Consider the following 15,863-nt stretch of genomic DNA (forward strand, 5'->3'; position numbering starts at 1 on the left):
TGGCTTTCTTTCTGCTTTCAGGTGGGTGATTGGATTTTAGTGTCGGGGTCTGGCCGGGGTGCCAGGTGCTCGACCAGCAGTCGTGCGGTGACAGGCAGGGCGTCAAAGTCGCGGGCGACCACCCGCAGTTCGCGGTGGGCCCAGGCATCGGTCAGCGGAATGGCTTGCAGGTTGCCCACGCCGCGCATCAGTTCAAACGCCCGGTCGGGCAGCAGGCCCACGCCCAGGCCGTTGTCGATCATGCGGCACATGGCATCGAGCCCCGTGACCTGGATGCGCTGGCGCAGCGGGCGCCCGGCAGCAGCGGCAGCGGCGCGCATGGCCAGGCTGATGCTGCTGTTGGCATGCAGGCCCACGATGTCCCAGTCCAGGACGTCTTCAAAATTAATAGCATCCAGCGCAGATAAATCATGCGCTCGAGGCACAACCAGCACCAAATTGTCGGCGCGGTAGGGGCGGCTTTGCAGCTCCAGGGCTCCGCCCCCATTCGCCATGCCGATGTTGCAGATGCCCAGGTCGGCGGCTCCCTCTTGCACGGCGTGCACCACATCGCTGGAGAGGTGCTCCTGCAGGTCGATCTTGATCTGGCTGTGCTCGCGCGCAAAGGCGCCCAGATCTTCGGGCAGAAACTGGAAGATGGCGGAGATGTTGGCGTGCATGCGGACATGGCCGCGTACGCCATCGGCGTATTCGCTCAGTTCGCCCTGCATGCGCTCCAGCCCGAACAGCACGGTGCGCGCGTGGTGCAGCAGGCTCTCGCCTGCGGGTGTAAGGGTGACGCCCCGGCTGTGGCGGTAGAGAAGTGCGGTGTCCACCGCAGTTTCCAGGTCCGACAGGCGCTTGCTGACGGCCGATGCCGCAATGAATTCGCGCTCGGCCGCACGGCCGATGCTGCCGAGCTCGCACACCGCCACAAACAGTTGCAGCGAGGTGAGGTCGATACGGCGCGCAAAACTGCGCTCGGAGCTTTTCATGGGGTTTGGGCTTCTCGAAATGAGAAGATTCCCTATTTTCCCCGCATTACTGCCGCTTTGACATCGCGATATGCGATGGCGGCGCTGCCCTTCTGCGCGAGGGTAGAACCGCTGAGGCCCAAAACGCTACCGTGGCTCAGGCGGTGCAGGTGCTACCGTGTTCTGGCACAGTGGCACGCCAGCGAAGCTCATGCTCAATGCGCTGGCGCAGCAGGTCCGAGGCGCCCATTTCGCCGTGCACCACATACACCTGGTCTGGCGCGTGGCCCATGCTGCGCAGCCAGGCGATGAGCTGGTTGCCATCAGCGTGGGCTGACGCAGAGGACAGCCGCACCACCTCGGCGCGCACGGCCACGTCCTGTCCGTGGATGCGGATGGTCTTTTCGCCCTCTGCCAACCGCGCACCACGGGTGCCCGGGGCCTGGTGACCGGTCAGGATGATCATGTTGCGGTGGTCGCCCGCGTGCAGTGCCAGGTGGTGCAGCACGCGCCCTCCGGTGGCCATGCCGCTGGCCGACAGGATGACCATGGGGCCATGCAGCTTGGCCAGCCCCTTGGATTGCTCGGGCGTCTGGATCATGGTCGCGCCATGCTCCAGCGCCTGCACCTCGCGGCCGTTCAGGCGGTGTTCCTGCATGTGGTGCTGGAACAGCCCCGTGGTACTGACGGCCATGGGGCTGTCCAGAAACACCTTGAGCGATGCGGGCACCACACCCTGTGCCTTGAGCAGGCCAATCGCGTGCAGCACCACCTGTGCACGCCCCACGGCAAACACCGGCACCACGGCAATGCCGCCACGCGCTGCCAGGCGCTGCAGTGCCGGGCCCAGTTCGTCGAGCAAGCCTTCGGGTGGGTGCTCGCGGTCGCCGTAGGTGGACTCGATGAGCACCGTGTCGGCCTGGGGTGGTGCGTCGGGCGGGTTCATGAGCAGGTCATCGGGCCGGCCCAGGTCGCCCGAGAAAAGAATACGTCGGCCTCCCACCTCCAGCAGCACGCTGGCGGCGCCCAGGATGTGGCCTGCAGGCGAAAACGTCACGCGCCAGCCGGGCAGGGGCTCGAAAGCCTTGTGAAATGGGTGGCTCTGGAACTGCTTGAGGCAGTGCAGTGCGTCGAGCCGGGTGTACAGGGGCAGTGCGGGGCTGTGGCTGCTGAGCTGGTGGCGGTTGAGGAATGCGGCGTCCTCCTCTTGCAGGTGCCCGCTGTCGGGCAGCAGGATGGTGCACAGGTCACGCGTGCCCGGGGTGCAGTGGATGGCATGGGTGTAGCCGTCGCGCGCCAGCAGGGGCAGGTAGCCGCTGTGGTCCAGATGGGCGTGGGTCAACACCAAGGCGTCGATCTGGTGCGGTGTGACGGGCAGGGGCTGCCAGTTGCGCAGGCGCAGTTGCTTGTAGCCCTGGAACAGGCCGCAATCGACCAACAGGCTCTTGCCGTTGTAGCGCACCAGGTACTTGGAGCCGGTGACGGTGCCAGAGCCGCCCAGAAAGGTGATGTTGACGTTCATGCCGATGCTCCTTGTCCCCATTCTTGCCCTGATTGCGGCCCTCAGGCCGACTGGTGGGCTTTGATGCTACTGCGCAGATCGGCCAGGGCTGCGGCTGGTGGGCGGATTCTTGCCTCAGATCAAGAAATTACCGCTGGCAATGTTTTTCTGTTGCAAATCCCCCGGCCGTACTACAGTGGGCAACCCATCTCCTGATGCCCCGTTCTGGCGGGACCTTTATCCCAAAGGTCAAGGTATGCAACCCAGGTATTCCCGTCACGCGCACAGCGCCTTGCTGGCAGCAGTTTTGCTGACGGGCGGGCCGCAGGTGCGCGCGCAGGCCCTGGACGATCCGCCCGAATGGGCTGACGAGCCTCCTGTGCTGTCGCGATGGCTGGAAGAGGGCTATGACGCCGAAGTGCGGCGCCAGCCGCACCGGGCCGCACAGCGGTACTGCGATGCCGCTCGTTATGGCAGTGTGGAGGCGCAGTACCGCCTGGGCAGCCTGCTGATGAGGGGGCGCGATGTGGTGCCCGACCCAGCAGCAGCCGCCACCTTGCTGGCCCTGGCCGCCCAACGAGGGCACGAAAAGGCGCGCGGCCTCTCCGAGGGGCTGGTGCTGGGCGACCGCCTGCCGGACTGCCTGACCACGGGCGAGGCTCCCCGGCTGGAGGTGCGCGATTCTGCTCAGGAGGTCGTGCCCCAGGAGGTGGTGGACCGCTATGTCAGCAACCTGCCCGACGACAAGCGCCGTCACGCTGAATTGGTGCAGCGGCTCGCGCCTCGTTTCGAGGTGGACCCGCGCCTGGCACTGGCCATTGTACGGTCTGAGTCCAACTTTCAGGCGCGGGCGCTGTCGCCCAGGAACGCGCAGGGGCTGATGCAGCTCATCCCCGAGACGGCAGAGCGTTTTGGCGTGCGCGACGTATGGAACCCCGAGCAGAACGTGCGCGGGGGGCTGACCTACCTGCGCTGGTTGTTGGACCGTTTTGGGGGCGATGTGGCACTGGCTTCGGCTGCCTACAACGCGGGCGAGAAGGCGGTAGAACGTCATGGCGGTGTGCCGCCCTACAGCGAGACCAGGGAATACGTGCGCCGCATCCTCGGCTTTTATCGCGCGCCCCAGCACGAGCGGCCTGGCAAGTCCACAGGGCTGGTCCTGCAGCCTGCAGTGCGTATGAAAAGACCGCCCGGGCCATGAAGCTGCGGGCGGTTTTCGCTGAGGGCAGTGGCGGCTGGATCAGCTGAAGAAGTTCTTCAACCGGTCCGTCCAGCTCTCGCCGCTGGGCGAATGGCGCGCTCCGCCCTTCTTGAGGGAATCTTCCAGTTCACGCAGCAGCTTGCGCTGGTGTTCGGTGAGCTTGACGGGCGTCTCGACCGCAATGTGGCAGTACAGGTCACCGGGGTAGCTGGCGCGCACGCCCTTGATGCCCTTGCCGCGCAAGCGGAACTGCTTGCCGGCCTGGGTACCTTCAGGGATGTCGATGGCTGCCTTGCCTTGCAGCGTGGGAACCTCGATCTCGCCGCCCAGCGCTGCCGTGATGAAGCTCACGGGTACCTGGCAGTGCAGGTCGTCGCCATCGCGCTCGAAGATGTCGTGTTTCTTCAACCGGATCTCGATGTACAGGTCGCCCGGTGGGCCGCCGTTGGTGCCGGGTTCGCCGTTGCCGGTGCTACGAATGCGCATGCCGTCGTCGATGCCCGCAGGAATCTTCACTTCCAACGTCTTTTGCTTCTTGAGCTTGCCTTGGCCATGGCAGGTCGTGCAAGGCTCCGGAATGATCTTGCCCGTGCCGCGGCAGTGGGGGCAGGTCTGCTGCACGCTGAAGAAGCCCTGGCGCATCTGCACGGTGCCCGCACCCTGGCAGGTGCCGCAGGTCTTGGCACTGGTGCCGGGCTTGGCGCCACTGCCATGGCAGGTGTCGCAGGTGTCCCAGGACGGGATGCGGATCTGCGCGTCTTTGCCACGGGCTGCTTCTTCGAGCGTGATCTCCATGGCGTAGCTGAGGTCGCTGCCACGGTAGACCTGGCGTCCGCCGGCTCCGCGCCCGCGCCCGCCTTGTTGGCCGAACATGTCGCCGAAGATGTCGCCGAAAGCTTCTGCAAAACCGCCAAACCCTTCCGCGCCCGCGCCCCCAGGGCCACGCATGTTGGGGTCTACTCCGGCGTGGCCATACTGGTCGTAGGCAGCGCGCTTTTGTGGGTCGGAGAGCATCTCGTAGGCCTCCTTGGCCTCCTTGAATTTCTCTTCGGCAGGCTTGGCCGCATCGCCCTGGTTGCGGTCAGGGTGGTGCTTCATCGCCAGCTTGCGATAGGCCTTCTTGATTTCTTCGTCCGAGGCGTTTTTGGGAACGCCCAGGATTTCGTAAAAGTCTCGTTTGGACATAGTGATTCAGAACCCGGTTGGAACAGGAACGCCGCGCAGCCCCTGACGGGCATTGCGCGGCGGCTCGGGTCAACGGGGGCTCGTTCAGCCCTTCTTGACTTCCTTCACCTCGGCATCGACGACGTTGTCGTCGTCTGCGGGCTTGGCTGACGCACCACCAGCCGATGCGCTTGCGGCCTCTGCACCACCGGCAGCCTGAGCAGCTTGCGCTGCCTGGGATTCGGCGTACATCTTTTCGCCCAGCTTCTGGCTGGCAGCCATCAGCGCCGTGGTCTTTTCGTCAATCGCGGCCTTGTCTTCACCCTTGAGGGCTTCTTCCAAGGCCTTCACGGCTGCGGCGATCGCGTCCTTTTCGCCAGCGTCGAGCTTGTCGCCATGTTCGGCCAGGCTCTTGTTCACGCTGTGCACGGCGGCCTCACCCTGGTTGCGGGCCTGCACCAGCTCCAGCTTCTTCTTGTCGTCGGCCGCATTCAGTTCGGCGTCCTTCACCATCTGCTGGATTTCTTCTTCCGACAGGCCCGAGTTGGCCTTGATGGTGATCTTGTTTTCCTTGCCCGTACCCTTGTCCTTGGCGCCCACGTGCAAGATGCCGTTGGCGTCGATGTCGAACGACACTTCGATCTGCGGAACACCGCGGGCTGCCGGTGGAATGCCTTCCAGGTTGAACTCGCCCAGCAGCTTGTTGCCGGTAGCCATTTCGCGCTCGCCCTGGTAGACCTTGATGGTCACGGCAGGCTGGTTGTCGTCGGCCGTCGAGAAGGTCTGTGCGAACTTCGTCGGGATGGTCGTGTTCTTCGTGATCATCTTGGTCATGACACCGCCCAGGGTTTCGATACCCAGCGACAGGGGCGTCACGTCCAGCAGCAGCACGTCCTTGCGGTCACCCGACAGCACCTGGCCCTGGATGGCGGCGCCCACGGCCACGGCTTCGTCCGGGTTCACGTCCTTGCGGGGGTCCTTGCCGAAGAATTCCTTGACCTTTTCTTGCACTTTGGGCATGCGGGTCATGCCGCCCACCAGGATCACGTCATGGATGTCAGACACCGACACGCCAGCGTCCTTGATGGCCATGCGGCAAGGGGCGATGGTGCGCTCGATCAGCTCTTCCACCAGTTGCTCCAGCTTGGCGCGGGTCAGCTTGATGTTCAGGTGCTTGGGGCCCGATGCGTCGGCCGTGATGTAGGGCAGGTTGATGTCTGTCGAGGCCGAGTTCGACAGTTCAATTTTGGCTTTCTCGGCCGCTTCCTTCAGGCGCTGAAGGGCCAGCACGTCATTCTTGAGGTTGACGCCCGACTCTTTCTTGAACTCGTCAATGATGAAGTCGATGATGCGCTGGTCGAAGTCTTCGCCGCCCAGGAAGGTGTCGCCGTTGGTCGACAGCACTTCGAACTGCTTTTCGCCGTCCACATCGGCGATTTCGATGATGGACACGTCGAACGTGCCGCCACCCAGGTCATACACGGCGATCTTGCGGTCGCCCTTTTCCTGCTTGTCCAGACCAAAGGCCAGCGCTGCAGCGGTAGGCTCGTTGATGATGCGCTTGACGTCCAGGCCCGCAATGCGGCCAGCATCCTTGGTGGCCTGGCGCTGGGCGTCGTTGAAGTACGCGGGCACGGTGATGACTGCTTCCGTCACGGGCTCACCCAGGTAGTCTTCGGCCGTCTTCTTCATCTTGCGCAGGATGTCGGCAGACACTTGCTGGGCCGACAGCTTGTTGCCGCGCACTTCGATCCAGGCGTCGCCGTTGTCAGCCGCCACGATCTTGTAGGGCATCAGGTCGATGTCCTTTTGCACTTCTTTTTCGGTGAACTTGCGGCCGATCAGGCGCTTGACGGCGTACAGCGTGTTTTTGGGGTTGGTCACGGCCTGGCGCTTGGCCGAGGCGCCGACGAGGATCTCGCCGTCTTCCTGGTAGGCCACGATGGATGGCGTGGTGCGTGCACCTTCGCTGTTTTCGATCACGCGGGTCGTGTTGCCCTCCATGATGGAGACGCAGCTGTTGGTGGTGCCCAGGTCAATGCCGATGATTCTTCCCATGATTTTCTCCGAATGCTTGAATGGTTTGGATGGCTAGTAACTTGTGGATAACTTGGTTTGGTTCAAGTCTTCCGGTTCGATTTTTTTGCGGCTTACTTGGGCGCCGTCACGGTGACCAGGGCAGGGCGCAACACGCGCTCGGCGATCACATAGCCCTTTTGCAGTACGGCCACCACCGTGTTGGCTTCTTGCTCGGCTGGCACCACGCTGATGGCCTGGTGCTGGTGGGGGTCGAACTTGGCACCTGCGGCGGGGTTGATGGCCACCACCTTGTTGCGCTCCAGCGCGGACGTCAATTGGCGCAGCGTGGCGTCGGCGCCTTCGCGCAGCTGCTGGGGCGTGGCTTCCTTGATGGCCAGGGCGGCGTCCAGGCTGTCGGCCACGGGCAGCAGGCTCTCTGCAAAACTCTCGATGCCGAACTTGCGGGCCTTGGAAACTTCCTCTTCAGCGCGGCGGCGGGCGTTCTCGGCCTCGGCCTTGGCGCGCAGGAACTGGTCGGCCAGATCGGCACTTTTGGCTTTCAGCTCGGCCAGTTCGCCCTGAAGGCGTGCCAGCTCGTCAGAGGCGTGGGCAGCCATGGCGGCTTCGACTTCTTCGGGGGCAGGGGCGCTCGGGGCGGGGGTGGTTTGGCTTTGGTCTGACATGTCAGGATCTGAAGAGGTGAAAAAAACGGTACGCGCGGTATCTGGGGGCTCGCCCGGCTATATCAAGGTCTGCGCCAGGGATATGCCATTGTGTTGGTCACGGTATGGCGCGCATTGTTGTAACGCATGTCGGCCCAGCTGCCGGTTTTGCAAGTGCCGTGCCTCCGATTGAGAGGCGATCGGCCATAGCCGATGCGGTTTGGAGCAACCGGAGTGTACAAGCGCTAGCTGTCGGGCTATAATCGCAGGCTTTCCCTTGCCACACCACTTCTAGACGCGGTGGGTGGTCTCACCCAAAAGGAGTCTGCATGCGTCATTACGAAATCATTTTGTTGATCCATCCGGATCAAAGCGAACAAGTTCCAGCGATGCTGGAGCGCTACAAGGGCATGATCACCGCTGGCGGTGGCAAGGTGCACCGCGTGGAAGACTGGGGCCGTCGTCAACTGGCGTACCTGATCAACAAGCTGGCCAAGGCTCACTACCTGTGCGTGAACATCGAAGCCGACCAGGCTGTGATGGCTGAACTCGAACATGCCTTCAAGTTCAACGACGCCGTGCTGCGCCACCTGACCGTGCAAAAGAAGAAGGCTGAAACCGGCCCTTCTTCCATGATGAAGACCGTCGAGCGCGAAGAAGCCCGCAAGGCCAGCCAAGCTGAATACGCAGCGGCCGGCGAGCGCTGATCCTTTCTCTTTGGAGTGGAGAACCGCGTCGTCTTGACCGCCTGTATCGCAGAGGCTGAGCCCCTGCGATACACGCCAGCCGGACTGTCTGCCCTCACGCTGCGCCTCGAACACGAGTCCCAGCAAACCGAGGCAGGCCACCCCCGCGAAGTCAAGGCCGCCATGAAGGCCATTGCATTTGGTGCGATGGCTGAGCGACTGGCAAGGCAGAACATCGGAAGTCTCTGGACTTTTCATGGATTTCTGGCCACACCGCGCAATGGCAAGACTGCAGTGCTGCACATCCAGGATATTCAACAAAATTAATTTTCAAGGGGTCCGCAATGGCCACGTTCAAGAAGTTCAACAAAGACAAGCGCCCAAAGCGCAATACCCAGTCCCTGCTGTTCAAGCGCAAGCGCTTTTGCCGCTTCACGGTGACTGGTGTTGAAGAAATCGACTACAAGGATGTCGATACGCTGCGCGATTTCATCGCCGAAAACGGCAAGATCATCCCCGCACGCCTGACTGGCACGCGCGCCATCTTCCAGCGTCAGCTGAACACCGCCATCAAGCGTGCACGCTTCCTGGCACTGGTGCCTTACAGCGACCAGCACAAGATCTAAGGAGCACAACCCATGCAAATCATCCTGCTCGACAAGGTTGTGAACCTCGGCAACCTCGGTGAAATCGTCAAGGTCAAAGACGGCTACGCCCGCAACTTCCTGATCCCCGCTGGCCGCGCCCGTCGCGCCACCGAAGCTGCCAAGGCAGAGTTCGAAGCCAAGCGCGCTGAACTCGAAAAGGCCGCTGCTGCCAAGCTGGCAGAAGCCCAAGCCCAAGGCGAAAAGCTGGCCGGTACCACCGTCAAGCTGACGCAAAAGGCTGGCGTGGACGGTCGTCTGTTTGGTTCCGTGACCAACCACGACATCGCCGAAGAGCTGAACAAGCAAGGTTACAAGGTTGCTAAGTCGCAAATCCGCCTGCCCAACGGCCCGATCAAGGTCGTCAGCGACAGCGCTGTGAGCGTGGCTCTGCACACCGATGTGGTCGTGGAAGTCAACGTATCGGTCTACGGCGAAACCGCCTGATCGTCCGTCAGGACTTTTTGAAAAAGCCGCCTTCGGGCGGCTTTTGTCTTTGTGTGACCTTGGCTTGTACACGGTTGCCCACTGCTTGCCCCCGCCTTATCCACAGACTTGTGCCATGACGCAGCGCCTTGTGGGCGCTAGGATGCCAAGTTCGCTCCGAGGATTCCATGTCTGCCGTTTTCCCCCCCCTTGACGATGGTTTCACGCCCGTACCGGACCGTGAAATTGCCCAGCTGCGTGTGCCGCCGCACTCCATCGAGGCGGAGTCCAGCGTGCTGGGCGGCCTGCTGCTGGACAACAATGCCTGGGACCGTGTGGGCGACCTGCTGGTGGAGAGTCATTTCTACCGCCATGAACACCAGATGATCTACACGGCCATTGGCGCGCTGATCAATGCCAGCAAGCCAGCCGACGTGATCACGGTGTTCGAGCACCTGCAAAACCAGGGCAAGGCGCAGGAGATGGGAGGGCTGGCCTACCTGAACAATCTGGCGCAGTACGTGCCCAGCGCCAGCAACATCCGGCGCTATGCCGAAATCGTTCGCGAGCGCGCCATCCTGCGCAAGCTGGTCACCGCCAGTGACGAAATTTCGACCAATGCGTTCAATCCCCAGGGCAAAACGGTGGAGCGCATCCTGGATGAGGCCGAGGCCAAGATCTTTGCCATTGGCGAAGAGGGCTCGCGCACCAAACAGGGCTTCCAGTCGCTCGACACGCTGGTGATCGACCTGCTCGACCGGGTGCAGGAGATGGCGGACAACCCCGTGGACGTCACGGGCGTGCCTACCGGTTTTGCCGACCTGGACCGCATGACCAGTGGCCTGCAGGCGGGCGACATGGTGGTGCTGGCGGCGCGTCCGTCCATGGGCAAAACCTCGTTCGCGGTGAATATTGCTGAGCACGTGGCGCTCAACGAGGGCTTGCCAGTCGCCATCTTCTCGATGGAAATGGGCGCCGCCCAATTGGCGGTGCGTATCGTGGGCTCGATTGGCCGGGTGAACCAGGGCAACCTGCGCACTGGCAAGCTCACCGACGATGAATGGCCACGCCTGACCGAAGCCATCGAAAAGCTGCGTACGGTGTCGCTGCACATCGACGAAACTCCAGGCCTCACGCCCAGCGAGCTGCGCGCCAATGCGCGGCGGCTGGCACGCCAGTGTGGCAAGCTGGGCCTGATCGTGGTGGACTACCTGCAACTCATGAGTGGCTCGGGTTCGTCGGGCTCTGACAACCGCGCGACGGAGCTGGGCGAAATTTCCCGGGGTTTGAAGATGCTGGCCAAGGAGCTGCAGTGCCCTGTGATTGCGCTGTCTCAGCTCAACCGCTCCGTGGAGCAGCGCACTGACAAGCGCCCCATGATGTCCGACCTGCGCGAATCGGGCGCCATCGAGCAGGACGCGGACATCATCATGTTCATCTACCGCGACGACTACTACAACAAGGACTCCAAGGAGCCCAACGTGGCCGAGGTCATCATCGGCAAACAGCGGAACGGCCCCACGGGCACCGTGAAGCTGTTCTTCCAGAAGAACCAGACGCGCTTTGAGAACCTGGCGATGGGTTCAGGCGACGATTTCTAATAAAAATAGCTGCTAGCGCCGGTTTTATATGCGCTAGCAGCTATTGAATTTATAGCGGACGAGTTCAGGTGCTATGCCGTGCAGCGCCCGTGGTTTCAGTCGCGCAGCATGCGTGGTCGCACTATTGCACTATTGCATCAGTACCCACACCAGCAAACCTGTGCATGCCACTGCCAGCACGCTCACCGCCATGGTGAGCCGTTGCTGGCGTCGGCGTAGCACTTCCACCGCCTGAACCACCTGGGCATTCTGTTCGGCCAGCGACTGGATCAGCACGGCAGATTCTTGCTGCTCCAGCTCCAGCAGTGCCACCCGCTCGCGCAGATGTTCCAGTTGCAAGGCCACGGGAATGGCGGGCTCGCCACCAGCACTTTTGAGTGCACCCGCAGCAGCTTCAGCATTCCCCTTTTGGGTGGTGCCCAGCAGCGTCTTGGCCGCCTGGAGGATCTGGGGCGTCGCCTCGATGACGTCGCCCCAGGGCACCAGCTTCAGTGCTGCAACCCAGCCTGCAGCCAACTCAGAGCACCTCGCTGGCAAAGTCTGCCAGGCGTGAGCGTTCACCACGCGCCAGCGTGATGTGACCGCTGTGCGGCCAGCCCTTGAAGCGGTCCACGGCATAGGTCAGGCCCGAGGAACCTTCGGTGAGGTACGGCGTGTCGATCTGTGCCAGGTTGCCCATGCAGATGATCTTGGTGCCGGGGCCTGCGCGGGTGATCAGCGTCTTCATCTGCTTGGGCGTCAGGTTCTGCGCCTCGTCGATGATGACGTACTTGTTCAGGAAGGTGCGCCCGCGCATGAAGTTCATGCTCTTGATCTTGATGCGGCTGCGGATCAGCTCGTTGGTGGCTGCGCGGCCCCATTCGCCCGCATTGCCGCCGTCGCCCTTGGCCAGGAACTCCAGGTTGTCGTCCAGCGCGCCCATCCAGGGGCCCATCTTTTCCTCCTCGGTGCCGGGCAGGAAGCCGATGTCCTCGCCCACGCTCACGGTGGCGCGGGTCATGATGATTTCGGTGTAGCGGCGGTCGTCCAGCACCTGAGTGAGGCCTGCAGCCAGGGCCAGCAGCGTCTTGCCGGTGCCAGCGGTGCCGGTCAGCGTCACGAAGTCGATCTCGGGGTCCATGAGCAGGTTCATGGCGTAGTTCTGCTCGCGGTTGCGCGTGGTCACGCCCCATACCGCGTTCTTGGCAGAACCGTAGTCCTTCAGCGTCTGCAGCACCGCTGTTTTCTCGCGGATTTCGCTCACGCGCGCAAACAGGCTGGGCTCGCCGGGGGCCTCGAAGTACACAAACTGATTGATCATCAGCTGCGGCACGATGGGGCCGCCAATGCGGTAGTAGGTGTGGGCTCCGCTTTGCCAGCTTTCCACGTTTTTGCCGCTCTTGGCCCAGAAGTCGGGGGGCAGGGCCAGCACACCGGCGTACAGCAGGTCGCCGTCTTCCAGCGTCTTGTCGTTCTGGTAGTCCTCGGCGTTCAGGCCCAGGGCGCGCGCCTTGACGCGCATGTTGATGTCCTTGGACACCAGCACCACCTCGCGCGGGGCGTGCAGCTTGCGCAGGGCTTCGACCACACCCAGGATCTGGTTGTCGGCCTTGCCCGGGGGCAGGCTGGTGGGCAGGCTGTAGTCCAGTGGCGCCGTCTGGAAGAACAGATGGCCACCCGCAGCGCGCTGGCCGGTGGAGTCGAGCTTGAGGCCCTTGGCCATGTCGGCGCCTTGGGCGGCAGCCAGTGCATCCAGGGTACGGCTGGCCTGGCGGCCATTGCGGGCCACTTCGGTCATGCCCTTCTTGTGGCCGTCCAGTTCTTCCAGCACGATCATCGGCAGGAAGATGTCGTGCTCTTCAAAGCGGAACAGGCTGGTCGGGTCATGCAGGAGCACGTTGGTGTCCAGCACAAAGAGCTTGGTCGGGCCTTGCGATGCGGATTTGCGGCTGCGTGTGGTGGGCGCGGTGGCTGGCGCGGCGCTGACGGTGACGGAAGCAGGGGTACTGGTACTGCGCGCCTTGCGCGTGCCTGTGCTGCGTGCCACAGGGGCAGCGGCGGGTTCGGGTGTGCGGGCGCGGGTCTCGATCTGAACCAGTGGGGCCGTTTCGGGCGCTGCCAGCGACGAGGCCACGCTGTCTGCCTTGCGTCCGGCGCGGGTTGGGGCCGTAGTGGTGCGCTGGGGTGTAGCAACGGCTTCGTTGGCCGAGGTGGTTACTACGCGGGGGCGGGCCGTGACTTCAAAGGCTTCTGGCGCGAGGAGTGCAGCGCGCCGGCTGGGGGCGGGGGGCAGGGGCATGGTGGCAGGGCCTCGGTCGGTAAAGTAGTGACGGATGGGTCAGAAAGCAAAAAGCCGCCTGGAGGCCGAGGCGGCTTTTTGGGTGGGTGCTAACGGTGCAATAACCAGGGGCATTGATCCATTATGCCCACTCCGTGTGTCTTGCCAGGGCAAAACGGGCGGTGTGTCGCGTAGATGCCCCAGAGCCCTTGGATGGATTGCAGTGGGTGCAACTGCCCTTATGTGATCAGGCCGTCAGCTCAGGCGGCCTTTTTCAGGGCCTTAAGGGATTTGACGGTCTTGAGAACTTCGTCCACATGGCCTGGCACCTTGAGGCCGCGCCACTCTTGTACCAGAAGGCCATCGGGACCGATCAGGAAGGTGCTGCGCTCAATGCCCTTGACCTTCTTGCCGTACATGATCTTGTTCTTGACCACGCCGAACATGTGGCACATCTTCTCTTCGGTGTCAGCGATCAGCTCGAAAGGCAGTTCCAGCTTTTCCTTGAAGTCGTCGTGCGACTTCATGTTGTCGCGCGAGACGCCGAACACTGCGGCGCCCGCCTTCACGAAATCCTTGTACTTGTCGCGAAACTGCATGGCCTCCGTGGTGCAGCCCGGCGTGTTGTCCTTGGGATAGAAGTAGAGAACCAGAATTTGGCCAAGGTGGGAGGTGTTGGAGACCTTGATACCACCGGTTGCGTTGGCTTCAAATTCAGGGAGGGGTTTGTTGACAACGATCGCCATATCACTTCAATCTCTCAGGATGTAGTCGTTGGTAAGCCGGGGGAGTGGGTGTGTTATTGCTCTTGGTGGTGCCCCCGACCGCAACCCGTGATTTTACCCTGAAATCGGTTCCCGGCCAAATGTAAGACAGTGTGTCCGGCATGGTGCGGCAGGCACTTTGGCAAGGCTGTGCATAAGTTGCTTTCCCGGTGCGTCCGGCTTCCAGGCAGGAGGTGGGCGCGCGTTCAGACTTCCAGAATCAGGGCTGCGACCACGTTGCGCCCTTCGCTGGCCAGGATGTTGTAGGTCCGGCAGGCTGCCTGGGTGTCCATGGTCTCCAGCCCGAGTCGCCGCGCGATCAGGGGCGCGAGCCACGCGGGCGGGGGAAAACGGTTGCGCAGACCGCTGCCAAAAATAACCAGTTCGGTTTCCAGCCCGGCCAGCTGGGCAAAATGCTCCGGGGTCAGCTCCTCGAAGCGGTTGCATGGCCAGGGCTGGCGCAGGCCCGCCGATCCAATGATGACGCTGTGGGTGATTTTGTCGGCGTCGATGCCGATCCAGCCAGGGCCATAGCCGCTGATGGTCTGTGCGTTGGAGCGGTCGGGCTGGAATTTCATGGCAGGAAGTGGTGGGCCTTAGGTGCTGCGGGGCTTGGCAGCGGCTCTTGGCTCAAGGGGAGGACTGCGGTTCTGTGGTCAAATTATAGGTTTCGCCTGAGGGCGCCGGCTCCGGCTGCCTCCTGACCCCACCGCACTACTGTCAGCGCATGAAAACCGTCCAAAAATCCGCCAAGCTTGCCAATGTTTGCTACGACATCCGGGGCCCGATCATGGACGCGGCCAAGCAGATGGAGGAGGACGGGCACAAGATCATCAAGCTCAATATCGGCAATCTGGCGGTGTTCGGCTTTGATGCCCCCGAAGAAATCCAGCAGGACATGATCCGCAACCTGCCCAACTCGGCGGGCTACTCGGACAGCAAGGGCATCTTCGCTGCCCGCAAGGCCGTGATGCACGAGACCCAGAAGCAGGGCATCAAGGGAGTTGCGCTGGACGATATCTACCTGGGCAACGGCGCCAGCGAGCTGATCGTGATGGCAACTAACGCGCTGCTAGACACGGGCGATGAGTTGTTGCTGCCATCGCCCGACTACCCGTTGTGGACGGCGGCGGCCAGCCTGTCGGGCGGCACGCCGGTGCACTACCTGTGCGACGAGGCCAATGGCTGGATGCCCGATCTGGATGACATCCGCGCCAAGATCACGCCGCGCACCAAAGGCATCGTGGTCATCAACCCCAACAACCCCACAGGTGCGCTGTATTCTGACGAGCTGCTCAAGGGCATCGTCGCCATCGCCCGCGAACACGGCCTGGTGATCTTTGCGGATGAGGTGTACGACAAGGTGCTGTACGACGGCGCCAAGCACACGGCCATTGGTTCGTTGAGCGAGGATGTGCTCACGCTCACCTTCAACTCGCTGTCCAAGAGCTACCGGTCTTGCGGTTACCGTGCTGGCTGGCTGGTGGTCTCGGGCGACAAGAAGCCTGCCAAGGACTACATCGAGGGCCTGAACATGCTTTCGAACATGCGTCTGTGTGCCAACGTACCTGGCCAGTGGGCCGTGCAGACGGCGCTGGGTGGCTACCAGAGCATCAACGAACTCGTCTGCGAGGGCGGCCGCCTGCGCAAGCAGCGTGATCTGGCCTATGAACTGATCACGGCCATTCCGGGCGTGACGTGCGTGAAGCCTCAGGCCGCGCTGTATATGTTCCCGCGCCTCGATCCGGCGGTGTATCCCATCGAGGACGACCAGCAGTTTTTCCTTGAGCTGCTGCAGGAAACCAAGGTGATGCTGGTGCAAGGCACAGGTTTCAACTGGTCTGCTCCCGACCATTTCCGCATCGTGTTCCTGCCCCATGAAGACGATCTGCGCGACGCCATTGGTCGCGTTGCACGCTTCCTGGAGCAATACCGCAAGCGAAAGCAGCTCGCCGCGGCACTCGCGGCCTGATCCTTAGCGTTGC

16 protein-coding genes are annotated in these 15,863 nt (G+C 62.6%); 7 read left to right on the forward strand and 9 right to left on the reverse strand.

The features are described 5' to 3' along the window. Positions 1-17: 17 nt before the first annotated feature. Together AC1Q64_RS08445 and AC1Q64_RS08450 are read right to left on the reverse strand one after the other, a co-directional pair. Entirely contained in the window at positions 18-974 is a 957-nt protein-coding gene (locus AC1Q64_RS08445; protein ID WP_291432690.1) for a LysR family transcriptional regulator, read from the reverse strand. A 136-nt stretch (positions 975-1,110) separates the two neighbouring features. Continuing rightward, positions 1,111-2,475 carry an MBL fold metallo-hydrolase gene (locus tag AC1Q64_RS08450; protein WP_492251026.1) on the reverse strand — a complete coding sequence of 455 codons (1,365 nt, stop codon included), beginning with the start codon at positions 2,473-2,475 and terminating at the stop codon, positions 1,111-1,113. A 271-nt stretch (positions 2,476-2,746) separates the two neighbouring features. On the opposite strand from AC1Q64_RS08450, the gene AC1Q64_RS08455 reads away from it, so the two are divergent. Beyond that, positions 2,747-3,655 (forward strand): lytic transglycosylase domain-containing protein, encoded by a 909-nt coding sequence (locus AC1Q64_RS08455; RefSeq protein ID WP_492251027.1) that lies wholly within the window; start codon positions 2,747-2,749, stop codon positions 3,653-3,655. Positions 3,656-3,694: 39 nt separating this feature from the next. Here AC1Q64_RS08455 and dnaJ read toward each other — a convergent pair whose 3' ends face one another. The 3 genes from dnaJ to grpE form a co-directional block, all read right to left on the reverse strand. After that, entirely contained in the window at positions 3,695-4,840 is a 1,146-nt protein-coding gene (gene dnaJ / locus AC1Q64_RS08460) for a molecular chaperone DnaJ (RefSeq protein WP_056061470.1), read from the reverse strand. An 84-nt stretch (positions 4,841-4,924) separates the two neighbouring features. Further along, a complete protein-coding gene (gene dnaK, locus AC1Q64_RS08465) occupies positions 4,925-6,877 on the reverse strand; it encodes a molecular chaperone DnaK (RefSeq protein ID WP_291432687.1) in 1,953 nt (650 codons plus the stop codon). 92 nt (positions 6,878-6,969) lie between these two features. Further along, positions 6,970-7,521: a nucleotide exchange factor GrpE gene (grpE, locus tag AC1Q64_RS08470; protein WP_291432686.1), complete on the reverse strand. Its 552-nt coding sequence runs from the start codon at positions 7,519-7,521 to the stop codon at positions 6,970-6,972. Positions 7,522-7,829: 308 nt separating this feature from the next. On the opposite strand from grpE, the gene rpsF reads away from it, so the two are divergent. From rpsF to dnaB, 5 genes are all read left to right on the forward strand, one after another. Further along, a complete protein-coding gene (gene rpsF / locus AC1Q64_RS08475; protein ID WP_015013245.1) occupies positions 7,830-8,207 on the forward strand; it encodes a 30S ribosomal protein S6 in 378 nt (125 codons plus the stop codon). Positions 8,208-8,222: 15 nt separating this feature from the next. Next, positions 8,223-8,513, forward strand: a complete 291-nt coding sequence (priB, locus tag AC1Q64_RS08480; RefSeq protein ID WP_291432685.1) for a primosomal replication protein N — start codon at positions 8,223-8,225, stop codon at positions 8,511-8,513. A 17-nt stretch (positions 8,514-8,530) separates the two neighbouring features. After that, positions 8,531-8,812, forward strand: coding sequence for a 30S ribosomal protein S18 (rpsR, locus tag AC1Q64_RS08485; RefSeq protein ID WP_005795932.1), 282 nt, complete (start codon positions 8,531-8,533; stop codon positions 8,810-8,812). 12 nt (positions 8,813-8,824) lie between these two features. Further along, the gene (gene rplI, locus AC1Q64_RS08490) at positions 8,825-9,277 is read left to right on the forward strand and encodes a 50S ribosomal protein L9 (RefSeq protein ID WP_015013247.1); all 453 of its coding nucleotides are present in this window, start codon (positions 8,825-8,827) and stop codon (positions 9,275-9,277) included. Between the two features lie 167 nt (positions 9,278-9,444). Continuing rightward, positions 9,445-10,857 (forward strand): replicative DNA helicase, encoded by a 1,413-nt coding sequence (dnaB, locus tag AC1Q64_RS08495; protein WP_056061481.1) that lies wholly within the window; start codon positions 9,445-9,447, stop codon positions 10,855-10,857. A gap of 129 nt (positions 10,858-10,986) precedes the next feature. Here the strand turns inward: dnaB and AC1Q64_RS08500 are convergent, their stop codons facing one another. The 4 genes from AC1Q64_RS08500 to AC1Q64_RS08515 all read right to left on the reverse strand — a co-directional run bounded on the left by AC1Q64_RS08500 (position 10,987) and on the right by AC1Q64_RS08515 (position 14,456). Next, positions 10,987-11,373, reverse strand: a complete 387-nt coding sequence (locus AC1Q64_RS08500) for a hypothetical protein (RefSeq protein ID WP_492251028.1) — start codon at positions 11,371-11,373, stop codon at positions 10,987-10,989. Between the two features lies 1 nt (position 11,374). Further along, positions 11,375-13,135, reverse strand: coding sequence for a PhoH family protein (locus AC1Q64_RS08505; protein WP_492251029.1), 1,761 nt, complete (start codon positions 13,133-13,135; stop codon positions 11,375-11,377). A gap of 239 nt (positions 13,136-13,374) precedes the next feature. Beyond that, complete coding sequence (locus tag AC1Q64_RS08510; RefSeq protein ID WP_015013251.1) at positions 13,375-13,860, reverse strand: peroxiredoxin; 486 nt, start codon at positions 13,858-13,860, stop codon at positions 13,375-13,377. 224 nt (positions 13,861-14,084) lie between these two features. Then, a complete protein-coding gene (locus AC1Q64_RS08515; RefSeq protein WP_492251030.1) occupies positions 14,085-14,456 on the reverse strand; it encodes an Mth938-like domain-containing protein in 372 nt (123 codons plus the stop codon). A gap of 149 nt (positions 14,457-14,605) precedes the next feature. On the opposite strand from AC1Q64_RS08515, the gene AC1Q64_RS08520 reads away from it, so the two are divergent. Then, positions 14,606-15,850 carry a pyridoxal phosphate-dependent aminotransferase gene (locus AC1Q64_RS08520; RefSeq protein WP_291432681.1) on the forward strand — a complete coding sequence of 415 codons (1,245 nt, stop codon included), beginning with the start codon at positions 14,606-14,608 and terminating at the stop codon, positions 15,848-15,850. Positions 15,851-15,863: the final 13 nt, after the last annotated feature.

It is taken from the genome of Acidovorax sp. GW835-FHT14G06, assembly GCF_058793595.1.